The organism is Porcipelethomonas ammoniilytica (genome assembly GCF_025567485.1).
In the GTDB taxonomy this organism is placed as follows: Bacteria; Bacillota; Clostridia; order Oscillospirales; family Ruminococcaceae; genus Porcipelethomonas; species Porcipelethomonas ammoniilytica.
In genome coordinates this window covers 19,987-36,534 of the sequence record NZ_JAOQKH010000012.1, presented here as the reverse complement: position 1 = coordinate 36,534, position 16,548 = coordinate 19,987, and the positions used below count along the sequence as shown (strand labels likewise).

The following is a 16,548-nucleotide window of genomic DNA, read 5'->3' as shown; positions in this document are numbered from 1 at the left end:
TAAAAATGCTACTTTGTCTTACTTATCAGCTCTTTTATTACTTTATATATCCTGTCGTTTGTATCCTTCACAGCAAGCTTTACGGCATTATCTGACATATCGCTTAGCTTTTCCCTGTGCTCATACAAGTCCTTGACAGTTTTGATCATAAGTTCGTTTGTAACGTCCTTTTGCTCTATTACTATTGCAGCCCCGGCTTTACCCAAAACATTTGCATTATGAAACTGATGATTGCCTGTAACTATCGGCGAAGGAATCAGAATTGAAGCCTTGCCAGCCGCCTCCAGTTCTGCAAGAGTCGACGCTCCCGAACGGCATATTACAAGATCGGCAGCAGCCAGACATGTATCCATATCATTTATATACTCACTGATTCTCAGTCGTTGATTTTTCATGGATATTCCGCTTTCGATCATAATTTTGGGAAATATTTCCCTGCCCATTTTTCCGTACCCATGAATATGATTAATTTTAAGATTATTTGACGTATGCCATTTTATTACTTCTGCCATTGTCTCGTTTATACACCCTGCACCCAGACTGCCTCCGAAAGACAAAATACAAAGTTCATTGTCAAAACCAAGTTCAGCTCTGGCTTCAAGCTTTGATTTAGAAGCAATACCGGCTCTTACCGGCAGTCCGGTAATTGTATAGTCAACATCCTTATCAAGGTAATCAAGCGCTTCCTTTACAGTAAGCATCACCTTGTCAACTTCCTTTGCCAAAAGCTTATTAGTAACGCCCGGAAAGGCGTTTTGCTCATGAATTGCCGTCGAAACGCCCATTCTTGCAGCTTTTTTTATAACAGGTCCGCTTACATATCCTCCCGTACCTATTGCAATATCCGGTTTGAATTCATTTATAATTTTTTTAGCTTTTGACCCTGCTGACGCAAGATAATATAACGCCTGACAGTTGCGTTTAACATTTTTCAAAGTAATTTTTCTCTGAAAGCCTGCAACTTTCATAGATGCAAAATTATAGCCCGCTTCCGGAATAAGTCTTGCTTCCATTCCGTTTGGCGTTCCGACAAATAAAAATTCCGTATCCGGATAATGCTCTTTTATTACAGAAGCAATGGCAAGAGCCGGATTAATATGCCCGGCAGTTCCGCCGCCGGCTAATAATACTCTCATATAGTCATTATACTAAAAGTATAATCTCCTTTCATTTTATTATGTTTCAATTGACGATTGTCTGGAAACATTAAGAATTATCCCCATTTCTGCCAACTGCATTATCAACGCAGTACCGCCATAGCTGAAGAACGGCAAACTGATACCGGTATTAGGGATTAAATTGCTTACAACGGCAATATTCAGAAAAGCTTGTATGCCTATCTGAACAGTTATACCAATTGTAATAAGCATTCCGAATCGGTCTTTTGCCTTTGAAGCAATATAAAATCCTCTGATAATCAGCAGTGCAAAAAGAAGAATTATTGTAACTGCTCCGATAAAGCCAAGTTCCTCGCATACAATTGAAAAAACGAAGTCGTTCTGACTTTCAGGAAGATACATAAATTTCTGTCTTGAGCCTCCCAGTCCCAGACCGAAAAGTCCTCCCGAACCGATAGCTACAAGTGACTGACATGTCTGCCACGTACCGCCCTTTTCATCGGAAAACGGATCAAGCCATGACTGAAAACGAGTCTGAAAATAAGTAAATCCGTCCTCGCCCTGAGTTTTCATATATACTATTAAAGCCAATGCTCCGACGCCCAATAGACAAAGAATAAAAATATGCTTCCATCTTACTCCTCCGACAAACATCAGGCACACTCCGATAGCACATATCAAAATCGTACATGACAGATGCGGCTGAAGCATAAGAAGTACGACAACAATACTAAGTAAAATACCAAAAGGTAAAATACCCACAGAAAATTTCTGCATTTTATTATAATTCTTCACAATAAGATACGAAAACAGAATTATAATTGAAAATTTCATAAGTTCCGACGGCTGAAAATTTATCGGTCCGATAACAATCCATCTGGTTGCGCCGCCTTCTGTAACTCCGTTTACCAATACTGCAATCAAAAGTATGACGCAGCCTACATAGCTTGTTATAGCAATTTTCGGATTGGCAAAATGACGATAATCAAAAAAGGAGAAAAAGAACATGCAGAATATTCCTATAGCTGCCATTGTGATCTGTTTGGTAGCATAGCTAGTTCCGTTTGTACCGCCGGACTCATTAAGCGCTTTCGCATAGCTTGCTGAAAACATCATAATAATCCCTATAACAAGCAGCGTCATTACAATAAGGAAAAATGTAAGATCCATTACCCCTCTTGAAAAAAGAGAATGTACCTGTTTTTTTTGTCTGTTCCTGCCGGAAGCAGACGCATGACGTTCAATTGAGCCGGCGCCGGCACCGTAATTTCCAGCCAATTTTCTTCCTCCTTTGAATTGGTAAAAAACTAAATAACAGTAAGCACACCTAATGCAGAAACAATAATTGCCGCAATTGAAAACATAATTACAATTTTATACTCACTGAAACCGCACATTTCAAAATGATGATGAATAGGAGACATTTTAAATATTCTTTTGCCTTTTCCCTTTTCACCGGTTTTTTTATAATGCTGTCTTGCAGTAATTTTAAAATATGTTACCTGTATAACAACCGATAATGCTTCAAGAATGTATACAAGTCCCACAAGAACCATAAGCAGATGCTTATGGGTTGTCAGACCAATCGCCACAAACGCTCCACCCAGATACATTGAACCTGTATCACCCATAAAGCATTTTGCAGGATGAAGATTCCAGATCAGAAATCCCAGACAGCCTCCTGCAATCGCTATAGCATAAATTGAAATCTCGTAGGATTTCATTATACCACATACAGCTGAAAATGCAAGCATTGTAACAAAAGTTACCGAACCGCACAGTCCGTCTACGCCGTCTGTAAGATTTACTGCATTTGAAACATAGATCATAAACAGTATCATTATTGGATAATAAAAAATTCCTAAATCAAGCTGGAAGAAAATCAGATCCAGTTTAGTAGATTTATCGCCTAACGCATAAAGTACCGCTAGAAATGCTGCGGACAGAATAAACTGAAAAATCATTTTCTGTTTAGGATTAAGTCCAAGATTCTGTTTTTTTACAGCTTTTATATAGTCGTCAAGAAAACCTATACCGGAAAACAAAACCGAAAATAATATGCACGCAAGCAGTCTTATTGCATTATAAGATGCTGTTTTCTCAGTTATATCCACCATATTTCTGGAACGATAAAGCAAATATCCAATTATAACCGCAATTATGCTGCTGATTATGAACATAAATCCGCCCATGATAGGCGTCCCCTGCTTGGATTTATGCCACTTCGGACCAATTTCAAGAATTGTCTGTCCGAAATGAATTTTTTTCAGAAACGGTATAAGCACTATACCCGTCAATGCTGCAATTGCACATGAAATAAGCGCAGTACCGATCGTTATCCAATATGACATATAAACTCTCCTCCGGTTATCCAAATATTTCGTCTATCACTTCTTCAAGCTTCATACCTCTGCTTGCCTTAAACAGGATTATATCGCCGCTTTGTAAATCTTCCTTAATTTTTTCAGCCATTAAATCCTTGGAATCCTTATGGAACGCACAGCTTGCAAGTCCATGCTCCGAAGCTTCCGCAGCAATATACATTGCATTTTCCCCATAGCAGTACAACCTGTCGGGATGACATTGTGCAGCATATTCTCCAACAAGTCTATGTAATTTTTCCGACATATCTCCAAGTTCGAGCATATCTCCCAGTACGGCGATTTTTCTTCCTTTGCATTTCATATCCGCAAGCACATTCAACGTCGCTTTCATAGAATCCGGACTGGCATTGTAACAATCGATTATTACCGTTTTATCTCCCTTTTTAACAATGTTCTGACGCATTCCGTCAGACTTGTATTTTTTCAGTGCAGAAACTATTTCATTTTCATTAAGTCCGCTGAGAATTCCAACACAGAATGCTGCTGAAGCATTTAAAACGTTATGCTTTCCTGCACATGGAATTTCAATTTCAGTATTAACTCCATTATATACAAGGGTAAATCTTGTTATACCATTTTCCTCAATAATATTTTTTGCTCTGAAGTCGCATTTATCACCGATACCGTACAAATAAACAGAACGTGAACTTTTAAGTTCTTCTTTTAAAGGAGCAAGATATCTGTCATCGCCATTAACGATCAGAGGTGCGTCCGACTTCATTCCGCTTAATATTTCAAGCTTTGCCTTTAAAATCCCCTCTTGGGATTTAAGGTTCTCAATATGGGAAAATCCTATATTTGTTATAACTCCTATTGTTGGCACAGCTGTATTTGAAAGTCGTTCAATCTCACCAAAATCTGACATACCCATTTCAATAACAGCAGCCTGATAGGACGAATCAAGATTAAACAACGTTTTAGGTAAACCGATTTCATTATTTAAATTACCTTGTGTCTTTAACGTTTTATATTTTTCCGATAAAACAAGAGCTATCATTTCCTTTGTCGTAGTCTTACCCACACTTCCGGTAATTCCCACAAGTATCGGATTAAATTTACTGCGATAATATTTAGCTAATTTAAGCAATGCAGTTCTTGTATTTTTTACCACAATACAAGGGCAGCCGTCAACAGGATATTCAGACACAGCTGCCGCAGCTCCATTTTCTATTGCCTGCTTAATAAATGCATGACCGTCAAATCTTTCACCCTTTATAGCTATAAACAAGCATCCGGCAGGAAGATTTCTCGTATCGGTAGAAATCTCCGTAATTACCTTTTCTTCAGGACATTCTGCATTCAAACAATGTGCAATTTCAGATAATAATAATTTTTCCATTAGTCTATCAGCTTCAGACCCTCTGAAACTATCTCTCTTTCATCAAAATGTATATGTTCATTTCCGGGAAGCACCTGATAATCTTCGTGTCCCTTACCCGCAAGAACTATAATATCACCTTTTTCAGCTATTTTAAGGGAATGATGAATAGCTTTCGTTCTGTCAACCACCACATCAAAGGGAATTTCACTGTCTTTAAGACCGGCAAGAATATCGTCAATAATGGCTTCCGGAATCTCGTCTCTTGGATTATCAGACGTAATTATAAGTCTGTCTGCAAACTTTGCAGCCGCCTTTGCCATAAGCGGACGCTTTTTGGCGTCTCGGTTTCCTCCGCACCCAAACAGACAGATAAGCCTTCCTTCGGTATATTCCCTTACGCTTTTAAGTATATTTTCAACTGCGTCGGGAGTATGGGCATAATCACAAATCACAGTAAAATCCCTGCCTGTAGGAATAATTTCACATCTTCCCTTTACTCCATTATATTCGGAAACTGCGTTTAAAATATCTTCGATCGGCAAACCGGCTTTCAGACAAACAGAAATTGCCGCCGTTACATTTGATACATTGAACATTCCCGTCATTTTCATATTAACAAGCTGTGATTTTCCGTTATAACAGTACCAGAAGCTTGTTCCGTCCGATTTAATTTTAATTGCATCTGCATAATAATCAGCTTCGGAACTGATTCCGTATCTTTCTTTTTTGCAGCTAATCTCACTGAAAATTCTTCTGCCGTATTCATCGTCTGTATTGATCAGAGCATAATCACATTCATCAAACATCATTCTTTTTGCCTGATAATAATTCTCCATCGTTTTATGATAATCCAAATGATCCTGAGTGAGATTTGTAAAAATTCCCATATCAAAATGTGTAGGTCCTATTCTATGCTGAACCAATCCGAAAGAGGAAACCTCCATAACTGCATATTTACATCCTGCCTTTACCATCTTATCCAAAAGACACATATAATCAAAAGCCATTGGAGTCGTATTATCAGTATGAACAGTTTCATCTCCTATTTCATTGCATATAGTACCGATAAGACCAGTTTTTACGCCGTTTTTCATAAAAATATTTTTAATAACATTTGTAATAGTTGTTTTTCCGTTTGTTCCGGTGACACCGATTATTTTTAATTTTTTTTCCGGATGATCAAACCATGCGGCACACAATTCTCCGTAAAATTTCCTTGAATTATCGGTAATGATCTGTTTGTTTCCCAATCCCAGATCCCTTTCAGCAACAATAACTGCCGCACCTTTTTCCAGCATTTCTGCCGCAGCGTCATGACCGTCAAAAGAACCGCCCTTCACACAGACAAAAATACAATCTTTCCGTACTTTTTTTGTATTATCAGTTACCGAACTGATTTCTCTGTCCGGAATATTTATATCGGCTAAACCCTCAATAAGTTTATAAAGTCTCATTATTTACACCGCCTGTATAAAATCATTAATCATCATTTATTTTTGGCTTTTACTCTCTGCTATATTCAACCTGACTGATCATTAACGCCAAAGGTCAATTCTATAACAGTACCTACCGGAACTTTAGACCCTGCCGGTTCCGACTGAGACTGTACAACAGCAGAGCTTGAATCAGTTGAAGCGCCTCCTGCAATAAAATTCAATCCCATATTCGTAAGAATATAATTCGCATCAGAAAGTCCGTATCCGGAAAGATCCGGCACTTCAACATATTCCGGTTTATAATTATTTTCAGTATAAAGGACAACCGTACAGCCCTGAGCTACAACGCTGCCTGTAATAGGCATCTGACCGCAGACGGTATCTCCCTCACCTACGACCTGACATGTAAGACCCTTTTCTTCTACAGCTTTTTTAGCGTCCTCAAGGGATAAATCTTCAACAAACGGAACTGAAACGTCCAGATTTTCAGCTTCTTCATCAGTATATTCCGGATAATAACCAAGGTAAGGAAGAATTTCTTCCATGACTTTTCTTGAACACGGTACTGCAACCTTACTTCCGTAATATTCCCCGGACATTGGCTCGTCTGCCATAATAAGCATTATAATTTCCGGATCATCTGCCGGAGCAAAACAACAGTATGACGCAACATATCTCATAGGATCTTCGTCAGTACCCGCATATTCGTCAAGCTTTTCAGACGTACCGCTCTTTCCTCCTACATGATATCCTTTTATGTAAGCGCCGTTTTCAATTGCTACGGTTTCAAGTGTTTCACACATAATTTTTGAAGTATCTGCTGAAATGACCTGTCTCTTAACTGTCTTTTCATTTGTCAGAACAACGTTTCCGTCGGTATCGACAATTTTGCTTACAACATAAGGAGTAACCAGTTCTCCTCCGTTAATTACTGCTGCATACGCAGTTATCATTTCTATAGGAGTGACCTTATTAGTCTGTCCGAAAGAACAAGACGCAAGCTCTACAGCACCCATTCCATTAAGTCCCTGATAATAGCTGGTTGCCTCCGCAGGAAGGTCTATTCCTGTTCTTTCAGTAAGTCCGAAAGCCTTAAAATAATTGAAAAAGCTTTCTGCACCCAATCTTCGTCCGATTTCCATAAATGCCGGATTACATGAATGAGTAATAGCTTCTGTAAACGTTTGTAACCCATGTCCTGAAGTTTTCCAGCAGTGAATAGGATCAGTGCCCTCCACGACAACCAAAGCACCGGTACAGTCAAAACTATCGTTTACAGAAATCGCTTTTTCCTCAAGCGCCGCCGAACTCGTAACTACCTTAAATACCGATCCTGGAATATACAGCTCCGTTATCGCTTTATTTTTCCATTGCTGTTCTCTTGCCGCAACATACGCTTCGTCAAGCTGTTCCTCGGTAAGCTGGTCGAGATAAGACTTTGCATTGTCTTTTTTTATAACTTCATTTTTATCAATATCAAGAAGCTCCATATCCTGTGCTGCCTGAGCTATCTGCAAATCCGGAACCTCCGACGGTTCATTCAGATTGAAACCCGGAGCTGTAGCCATAGCAAGAATTGCTCCTGTTTTGGCATTCATAATAATACCGCATGCTCTGTCTTCAATTTCAAACTGGCTTACAGTTTCTTCAAGATTCTTTTCTAAGGAATACTGCAAAGTCCTGTCTATAGTAAGATAAACCGAATTTCCGTCCTGTGCCTCATAGGTTTTTGCATATCTGTAAGGCATTTCGTTTCCGTACGCATCTTTTGCTGATATTACTTTTCCATCCGTACCGGAAAGGTAATCGTCATATTGATATTCTATACCGTACTGACCGTCTCCGTCTCCGTTTGTAAAACCGATTACCGATGCTGCCAATTCATCCTGAGGATAATATCTTTTCGTATCTTCTTCAATTTGTATTGAATTTAATGAGTTTTCGTCCATAAAAGCGATAATTTCATCGGCAACAGGTTTTTCAACCTGAGTTTTCAGAATTTTATACTGAGTATTTTCCTCCATAGCCGATCTTACAGTTTCTTCTTTAATTTCAAGCTTTTCGGCAAGAAATGAAATTATCTCTTCCTGAACCTGATCAGCCGTTTTTACCACGGTTCCGGAAGGCAATTCGCCGTTTGCTATTTGTTTTTGCTGTGCTTCGGCATTTTCTTTTTTCTTTTCCAATTCGCTTCTGAACAAATCAGGATCCATAAATATTTTATAAACCGTAGCGCTCTGCGCTAAAATTACACCGTTTGCATCATATATAGAACCTCTGTTAGCCGATATTGAAATTTCACCAAAATGATATTCGTTTGCTTTTTCTTGATAAAAGCTATTATCAACTATAGATAATTTAAAAAGCTGAGCAATAATGGCTCCGGCAAACGCCATCATACCGATCAATATAAATCTATTGGTACGCTTTTTCATTTGAATAGTGGGCTTATCTGCCATAAAAACCTCCGTAATACCTGTTGTTAATACGATCGCATTCATGTACCGATATTGCTTATAAAAATAGCAGGGATTCCTTAAACTTCTCCCTGCCAGGCAAATGCTTAATCCATTTCTAAAACTTAAATATTTTTAAATCTTAAAAATAAAAATCATTCAAGATTCAATCACATAAACTTTTACCGGTAAACGGCAATAAGAAATTATTTAATGCGGAAGACCAGTACAGTCACTTGCAGACGTGACTGCACCTTTCTTCCTATTTCCGTACACCCGTTTTGATTCTCCAATATAGCCTCGACAGCATGCTTTTTCTTTTTATCAGCCGTCTTTCTAATTAATAATATGCCCTATCCAAAAATATATTCCAGAAAGCTGTTAATTTTCTCTTTTGCTCTCACAAATATGTTTTTATTTTCTTCAGGGATTTCGATTATATCATCAGTCTGCGTCTGCACATATTTTATTTGTGAATTATCAAGCTTTTGCAGACCCAATACATTTACTGCATAATCTTCAACATTTTTCAGAGTCATTTTACTTTCAAGTTCTGATTTTAACCGTACATTCTCACTCTGAACAACTTCAAGCTTCTGATTCTGTGCAGCAATCTGTTGATACATCCTGTTTGTTTCTACTCTTCCGTAAATAACACAGAAAAATACAAGTAAAGCAGACAGTGCAGCAATAAACACTTTTGATGCTGAACCTCTTTTAGGAGGCGTTACTTTCATAGCGATGTTAGGTACACGTACTGTTTCCGGTTCTTCGGCAGGTATTCTTTTTTCTGCATTACTAACAGGTTTATTATTTTCCGGTTTGTGAGGATTGTTTTGTAAAAAATAATCATAAGCTGAATTATCTGCCGCCATAACAAAGCACCTATCTCCTTTCTATGATTCTTAGTTTTGCACTTCTGCTGCGATTGTTATGTTCAAGCTCATAAGGTGAAGCCTCTATAGGTTTTCTGTTTACAAGCTTCCCTCTGGGCTCTCTTCCGCATACACACTGAGGAAAATCCGGAGGACATATACAACCCTTACACAAACCTGCAAAACACTGTTTTACAAGTCTGTCTTCCAATGAATGAAACGTTATAACTGCCAGCCTTCCATGAGGTTTAAGACAGTCAAATGCGGCATTTAAACCGCAGGATAAATGGTCAAATTCACCATTAACAGCAATTCTTATAGCTTGAAAAGTTTTCTTGCAGGGATTCTTTTCCCTCTTCACCGCTGCCGGAACACTTCTTTTTATTATTTCAGCAAGCTCAAGCGTTGTTTCAACAGGCTTTACTTCTCTGCTTAAAACAATATTTCTGGCAATTCTTCTGGAGAACTTTTCTTCACCGAATTCAAATATGATTCTGACCAATTGTTCTTCGGACCAGCCGTTTACAATATCATAAGCGCTGATTCCATCCTGACTCATACGCATGTCTAAAGGAGCGTCATAATGATAAGAAAATCCTCTTTCAGGAGTATCCAGCTGATGAGACGAAACTCCAAGATCCATAAGCACTCCGTCAACAGAATCAATACCCAGTAAATCAAGAACGTTTCTTAGATCTGAATAATTGCTCCTTACGACCTGTGCATTATAGCATTTGAGTCTTTCTCCGGCAGCTTTAACTGCGTCCGGATCACGATCCAGACCAATTAATTTTCCATTTTCTCCAAGCCTTTTGGCAATTTCTATTGAATGGCCGGCGCCTCCGATAGTACAGTCAACATAAATTCCGTCCGGCTTGATATCAAGTCCTTCTATGCATTCATTAAGCAAAACCGAAACATGAGAAAATTCCATAATTACTCCTTAAATACCAAGCTGCTGCATAGCTGCCAGCATTGCCGACATATCCATATTGCTCTGCTGTGCGTCCCATAATTCCTTATCCCAGATTTCAGCTTTATCATCCAGACCGATTACGACAACGTCTTTTTTCAGTCCCGCAAACTCTCTGAGATCAGACGGTATTAAAACACGTCCCTGCTTGTCCGGAACAAGTTCTCCGGCACCGGAAAACAGCCATCTTTTAATATCAAGCCCGCCCATAGAATCAGGAAGCTCTGCAATTTTATTGGCAAGTTTTTCCCATTCTGATTTTGAATAAATAGTCAGACACTTCTGGTTTATGCTTTTCGTAACATAAAATTCTCCGCCTAGCAAATCCCTTAGTTTTGTCGGAAAGCTCATTCTGCCCTTGGCATCAATATTATGATGATATGTACCCATAAGAGCCGTCAAAGCCATTCCAGACACCACCTTTCGGATTTTTTGGACTGATTTCACCAAAAAAATGAATTTTTTACACTACTTTACCACACTTCACCACCGTGTACATATTATTATAACTCAATTATAAGAAAACGTCAAGAAAAATTAAAGATATACTAAAATAAAAGAAGCTGAAAATCATGTCTTATTTTTGTTAATAATGCACAAAGCAGACTAATTTATTTAATCAGTCTGCCTATATAATATAAATTATTTGTTATTATATTTTATCACTTTTTAACGATTTTAAAGGCTTTATCACCATCGCTGCAACGAAACCCGCAGTAATTATTTCAATTATCGAATTTACACCTGCCCATAAAATTACAAAGTTCAAAAAATTTTTTCCCAGTAATTCTGAAACATTTGTATTTTTATGAAAAAATAAATAAATCATACCCAAAACCATAACTGAGTGTAGAAAAGTAGAAAATGCAGCTGAAATACCGGCTGATACACTGATATTTATTTTTCTTTTCAGAAAATCAAATGTCACAGATGTAAAAAATGGTATTAATAATCTTGGAATAAAGCAAATTATTATGCTGTAGAAATTTCCAAATTCAGAAAATGGAGTAAAAGCAAAAGAAGTCGGACTCGCCAAACCAATTGTAGACCACCATATGAACGAGCACAAACCCATAATACCGCCCATAATTAAGCTATATTTTTTTTTAAGTAAAAAAGCAGAAATTATAACCGGAATATGGGCTAATGTAGCAACGATTCCAGGTCCAATAGGAATAGATCCCAAAGGAGTAAAGCAAAAAATAATTTCTATTGATGCAAAAATTGCTAAAATTAATATGTTAAAAATAGATTTTTTTTCAGTTTGTATATATTCCATATTTTTTCTCCAATAAAATATTCTGTTTTATATTATTACTGTAATTATTATTTTTATACAAAACAAAAACAGGAATGACTTCGTCATTCCTGTTTCATATAAAAATTTTTAATTATTCGTTAATAGCTGTAACGACACCTGAACCTACTGTACGTCCGCCTTCACGGATAGCAAAACGCAAACCTTCTTCGATAGCGATTGGTGTAATCAGTTCAACGTTCATTTCAACGTTATCACCAGGAGTACACATTTCAACGCCTTCTGGAAGAGTGATGATACCAGTAACGTCAGTTGTTCTGAAATAGAACTGTGGTCTGTAGTTTGTGAAGAATGGAGTATGACGTCCGCCTTCTTCCTTCTTCAGTACATAAACCTGACCCTTAAACTTTGTATGTGGGTGGATAGAACCTGGCTGGCAAAGAACCTGTCCTCTTTCAACCTGATCTCTTGTAACACCACGGAGAAGAGCACCGATATTATCGCCTGCTTCAGCATAATCAAGAGTCTTTCTGAACATTTCGATACCAGTAACAACTGTCTTGCCCTTTTCAGTAGAAAGACCAACAATTTCAACTTCGTCACCAGTCTTGAGCTGACCTCTTTCAACTCTACCTGTAACAACAGTACCACGACCGGAAATTGTCATAGTATCTTCGATAGGCATAAGGAAAGGAAGGTCTGACTTACGTTCCGGAGTAGGAATGTAGCTGTCAACTGCATCCATAAGTTCAATAATTGGAGCATATGCCGGATCATTGATATCATCAGGAGCATTCAGTGCAGCAAGAGCTGAACCCTTGATAATAGGTGTATCATCGCCTGGGAATTCATATTCGTCCAAAGTAGCTCTGATATCCATTTCAACAAGTTCAAGAAGCTCAGGATCATCAACCTGATCAGCCTTGTTCATGAATACAACAATGTAAGGAACGCCAACCTGACGAGCAAGAAGCAAATGTTCCTTTGTCTGAGCCATAGGACCGTCAGAAGAAGCAACTACGAGGATAGCACCGTCCATCTGAGCAGCACCTGTGATCATGTTCTTTACATAGTCAGCGTGTCCAGGGCAGTCAACGTGTGCATAGTGACGATTGTCTGTTTCGTATTCAACGTGAGCTGTATTAATTGTGATACCACGTTCTCTTTCTTCCGGTGCCTTATCGATCATGTCGTAAGCTTCATACTGAGCCTGACCCTTGAGAGCCAGTGTCTTAGTAATAGCAGCTGTAAGAGTTGTCTTACCATGGTCAACGTGTCCGATTGTACCAATGTTAACATGCGGTTTATTTCTTTCAAATTTAGCCTTTGCCATTGGAAAAGTCCTCCTTAAAAATAATATAGATTACTTATGAATATCATTTTATCATATATTAAAATAAAATTCAAGAGTTTTTAGAAAATATTTCTGATTATTTTAATCAAGCATTTTTATTTCTTGATGTCATAATCTTTTCTGCAATATTCTTAGGAACTTCAAGATAGCTGTGCGGTTCCATTGAATACTGTCCGCGACCTTGTGTATTTGAACGAAGATCATTAGAATATCCGAACATTTCTGAAAGCGGTACAAGAGCGTCAACCTGAACAGCACCAGGTCTTGTTTCCTGACCCTGAATCTGTCCACGGCGTGAACTCAAATCACCGATTACAGTACCTGTATAATCATCAGGAACAATAACCGAAACCTTCATGATAGGTTCCATCAGAACCGGAGTTGCCTTTTTCATAGCTTCCTTAAATGCCATTGAACCAGCAATCTGGAATGCCATTTCCGAAGAGTCAACTTCATGATAAGAACCGTCATACAGTTCAACGCAAACGTCAACAACTTCGTAGCCTGCAAGAATACCGGACTTCATAGCACCCTGAATACCCTTGTCAACTGCTGGAATGTATTCCTTAGGAATAGCACCACCGACAATTGAATTTTTGAATTCATAACCCTTACCGGATTCATTAGGTGAAACTCTGATCTTAACATGACCGTATTGACCCTTACCACCGGACTGTCTTGCATACTTATGGTCAACATCGGCATTACCCTTAATTGTTTCCTTATAAGAAACCTGAGGAGCACCGACATTTGCTTCTACCTTGAATTCACGAAGCAGTCTGTCTACAATGATTTCAAGGTGAAGTTCTCCCATTCCGGCAATAATTGTCTGACCTGTTTCTTCATCAGTATAAGTTCTGAATGTCGGGTCTTCTTCTGCAAGCTTTGCAAGAGCAATACCCATTTTTTCCTGACCAGCCTTTGTCTTTGGCTCGATAGCCAGCTGAATAACCGGTTCAGGGAATTCCATAGATTCAAGAATTACGGGGTGCTTTTCGTCACAAAGCGTATCGCCTGTAGTTGTATTTTTAAGACCAACAGCTGCAGCAATATCACCTGCATATACTGTTTCAATGTCTTTTCTGTGGTTTGAGTGCATTTGAAGGATACGACCAAGTCTTTCTTTGTTATCCTTTGTAGCATTCAGTACTGTTGAACCTGCATTTACTGTACCTGAATAAACTCTGAAGAAGCAGAGCTTACCAACAAATGGGTCAGTAGCGATCTTGAATGCAAGCGCTGAAAACGGTTCATCATCTGAAGAATGTCTTACACATTCTTCATCAGTATCAGGATTAATACCCTTGATTGCAGGAACATCAAGCGGTGACGGCATATAATCTACAATAGCGTCAAGAAGCTTCTGAACACCCTTATTTTTATATGAAGTACCGCATGTTACCGGAACCATTTCATTAGCAATTGTTGCTTTTCTTATAGCAGCCTTGATTTCATCAATTGTAAGTTCTTCACCTGCAAAATATTTTTCCATCAATGCGTCATCCTGTTCAGCAACTGATTCCATAAGTGCATCATGATATTCCTGAGCCTTTTCAGCCATATCAGCAGGAATGTCTTCTACTCTGATATCTTTTCCAAGATCATCATAGTAAACATACGCTTTCATTTCAATAAGGTCAATGATTCCCTTGAATGTTTCCTCTGCACCGATAGGTAGCTGAACTGGAACAGCATTACAATGAAGTCTGGTCTTCATCATATCAACTACATTGTAGAAGTCTGCGCCCATGATATCCATCTTATTGACATAAGCCATTCTCGGTACCTTGTATTCATCAGCCTGTCTCCAAACGGTTTCAGACTGAGGTTCAACACCGCCCTTAGCACATAATACTGTTACTGAGCCGTCAAGAACTCTCAGTGAACGTTCAACCTCAACTGTAAAGTCAACGTGTCCGGGAGTGTCGATAATATTAAGTCTGTGGCCTGCCCAGTATGCAGTAGTAGCAGCAGAAGTAATTGTAATACCTCTTTCCTGCTCCTGCTCCATCCAGTCCATTGTAGCAGCACCTTCATGAGTCTCGCCTATTTTATGGTTAATACCGGTATAAAACAGGATACGCTCTGTTGTTGTGGTTTTACCTGCGTCAATGTGAGCCATTATACCTATATTTCTTGTATGTTCAAGCGAACAATCTCTTGGCATAATTCTCCTCCTTAAATTTTACAATTGCAGATTACCAGCGGTAGTGTGCAAACGCCTTGTTTGCTTCCGCCATCTTGTGTGTATCATCACGCTTCTTGCAGGCGCCGCCTGTACCGTTGATTGCGTCCATGATTTCACCGGCAAGTCTTTCCTTCATTGTCTTTTCGTTTCTTTCTCTTGAGTACTTTGTGATCCATCTCAGACCCAGTGTCTGACGTCTTTCAGGACGTACTTCCATTGGAACCTGATATGTGGCACCGCCCATTCTGCGAGCCTTAACCTCAAGAACCGGCATAACATTTTCCATTGCTTCTTCAAAAGCTTCCAGAGCGTCCTTGCCTGTCTTTTCAGCTACAATATCAAATGCACCGTAAACTATTTTCTGTGCAACACCCTTTTTACCGTCTAACATTATATTATTGATAAGACGTGTAACAAGCTTTGAGTTGTATACTGGGTCCTGCAGTACATCACGTTTTGCGATTTTACCTCTTCTTGGCATTTCGCTTCCCTCCTTCACATTTTTTCATGAATTCATAGGTACTCGTCATTTTTCTGACGTCAAGACCAATGCAGAGGATTTAATATATTAAATCTCCACATATAATCCTGTGGCAGTTATCCTATTTCAATTATTTTGCCTTTGGTCTCTTTGCACCGTACTTTGAACGAGCCTGCATTCTGTTAGCAACGCCCTGTGCATCAAGTGTGCCTCTGATGATATGGTAACGTACACCTGGGAGATCCTTAACACGTCCGCCTCTGATAAGAACAACGCTGTGTTCCTGAAGGTTATGACCGATACCAGGAATATAAGCTGTAACTTCGTGACCATTTGTAAGCTTTACTCTGGCGATCTTTCTCATAGCTGAGTTAGGCTTTTTAGGTGTTGAAGTTCTAACTGCTGTGCAGACACCACGCTTCTGAGGTGAGCTCTGATCAATAGCTGTCTTCTTCTTGGCATTATAACCTTTCTGAAGTGCCGGAGCTGTTGACTTAACATCAAGAACCTGTCTTCCCTTACGAACCAATTGATTAAATGTTGGCATATTCTTCCTCCTTTTCCAAAAAATCTTTAATGCAAGTATAAAATACACTTGCATACCCATTAATTATATTCCTATTTTTTTCATTTGTCAAGAGTTTTATTATTTTTTTCGCCTATTTTTAAAAATATTTATTAGTTTTACATTTTTTTGAAAATTT

At 38.7% G+C, this 16,548-nt stretch carries 14 protein-coding genes; all 14 read right to left on the bottom strand.

The annotated features are described in order from the left end of the window. Window positions 1-8: 8 nt before the first annotated feature. The gene (gene murG, locus OCV67_RS09665; RefSeq protein ID WP_147643778.1) at window positions 9-1,136 is read right to left on the bottom strand and encodes an undecaprenyldiphospho-muramoylpentapeptide beta-N-acetylglucosaminyltransferase; all 1,128 of its coding nucleotides are present in this window, start codon (window positions 1,134-1,136) and stop codon (window positions 9-11) included. 39 nt (window positions 1,137-1,175) lie between these two features. Further along, complete coding sequence (gene ftsW, locus OCV67_RS09660) at window positions 1,176-2,396, bottom strand: putative lipid II flippase FtsW (protein WP_262644500.1); 1,221 nt, start codon at window positions 2,394-2,396, stop codon at window positions 1,176-1,178. Window positions 2,397-2,425: 29 nt separating this feature from the next. After that, on the bottom strand, window positions 2,426-3,469 hold the full coding sequence (gene mraY, locus OCV67_RS09655) for a phospho-N-acetylmuramoyl-pentapeptide-transferase (RefSeq protein ID WP_147643777.1): 1,044 nt from the start codon (window positions 3,467-3,469) through the stop codon (window positions 2,426-2,428). 16 nt (window positions 3,470-3,485) lie between these two features. Beyond that, the gene (locus tag OCV67_RS09650; RefSeq protein WP_147643776.1) at window positions 3,486-4,841 is read right to left on the bottom strand and encodes a UDP-N-acetylmuramoyl-tripeptide--D-alanyl-D-alanine ligase; all 1,356 of its coding nucleotides are present in this window, start codon (window positions 4,839-4,841) and stop codon (window positions 3,486-3,488) included. Continuing rightward, complete coding sequence (locus tag OCV67_RS09645) at window positions 4,841-6,277, bottom strand: UDP-N-acetylmuramoyl-L-alanyl-D-glutamate--2,6-diaminopimelate ligase (RefSeq protein WP_147643775.1); 1,437 nt, start codon at window positions 6,275-6,277, stop codon at window positions 4,841-4,843. The genes OCV67_RS09650 and OCV67_RS09645 overlap by 1 nt, the downstream gene beginning before the upstream one ends. Before the next feature lie 65 nt (window positions 6,278-6,342). After that, the gene (locus OCV67_RS09640; RefSeq protein ID WP_178085082.1) at window positions 6,343-8,718 is read right to left on the bottom strand and encodes a penicillin-binding transpeptidase domain-containing protein; all 2,376 of its coding nucleotides are present in this window, start codon (window positions 8,716-8,718) and stop codon (window positions 6,343-6,345) included. 350 nt (window positions 8,719-9,068) lie between these two features. Beyond that, a complete protein-coding gene (locus tag OCV67_RS09635) occupies window positions 9,069-9,590 on the bottom strand; it encodes a hypothetical protein (RefSeq protein ID WP_147643773.1) in 522 nt (173 codons plus the stop codon). A 10-nt stretch (window positions 9,591-9,600) separates the two neighbouring features. Next, window positions 9,601-10,524 carry a 16S rRNA (cytosine(1402)-N(4))-methyltransferase RsmH gene (gene rsmH, locus OCV67_RS09630; protein ID WP_147643772.1) on the bottom strand — a complete coding sequence of 308 codons (924 nt, stop codon included), beginning with the start codon at window positions 10,522-10,524 and terminating at the stop codon, window positions 9,601-9,603. A 9-nt stretch (window positions 10,525-10,533) separates the two neighbouring features. Next, entirely contained in the window at window positions 10,534-10,971 is a 438-nt protein-coding gene (gene mraZ, locus OCV67_RS09625) for a division/cell wall cluster transcriptional repressor MraZ (protein WP_262644499.1), read from the bottom strand. Window positions 10,972-11,215: 244 nt separating this feature from the next. Then, window positions 11,216-11,842, bottom strand: coding sequence for an ECF transporter S component (locus OCV67_RS09620; RefSeq protein ID WP_147643771.1), 627 nt, complete (start codon window positions 11,840-11,842; stop codon window positions 11,216-11,218). A 112-nt stretch (window positions 11,843-11,954) separates the two neighbouring features. Then, window positions 11,955-13,154, bottom strand: coding sequence for an elongation factor Tu (gene tuf, locus OCV67_RS09615; protein ID WP_147643770.1), 1,200 nt, complete (start codon window positions 13,152-13,154; stop codon window positions 11,955-11,957). A gap of 106 nt (window positions 13,155-13,260) precedes the next feature. After that, window positions 13,261-15,342, bottom strand: coding sequence for an elongation factor G (fusA, locus tag OCV67_RS09610; RefSeq protein WP_147643769.1), 2,082 nt, complete (start codon window positions 15,340-15,342; stop codon window positions 13,261-13,263). 31 nt (window positions 15,343-15,373) lie between these two features. Continuing rightward, window positions 15,374-15,844: a 30S ribosomal protein S7 gene (gene rpsG / locus OCV67_RS09605; RefSeq protein ID WP_147643768.1), complete on the bottom strand. Its 471-nt coding sequence runs from the start codon at window positions 15,842-15,844 to the stop codon at window positions 15,374-15,376. A gap of 130 nt (window positions 15,845-15,974) precedes the next feature. Further along, window positions 15,975-16,391, bottom strand: a complete 417-nt coding sequence (gene rpsL, locus OCV67_RS09600) for a 30S ribosomal protein S12 (RefSeq protein ID WP_147643767.1) — start codon at window positions 16,389-16,391, stop codon at window positions 15,975-15,977. Window positions 16,392-16,548 lie beyond the last annotated feature (157 nt).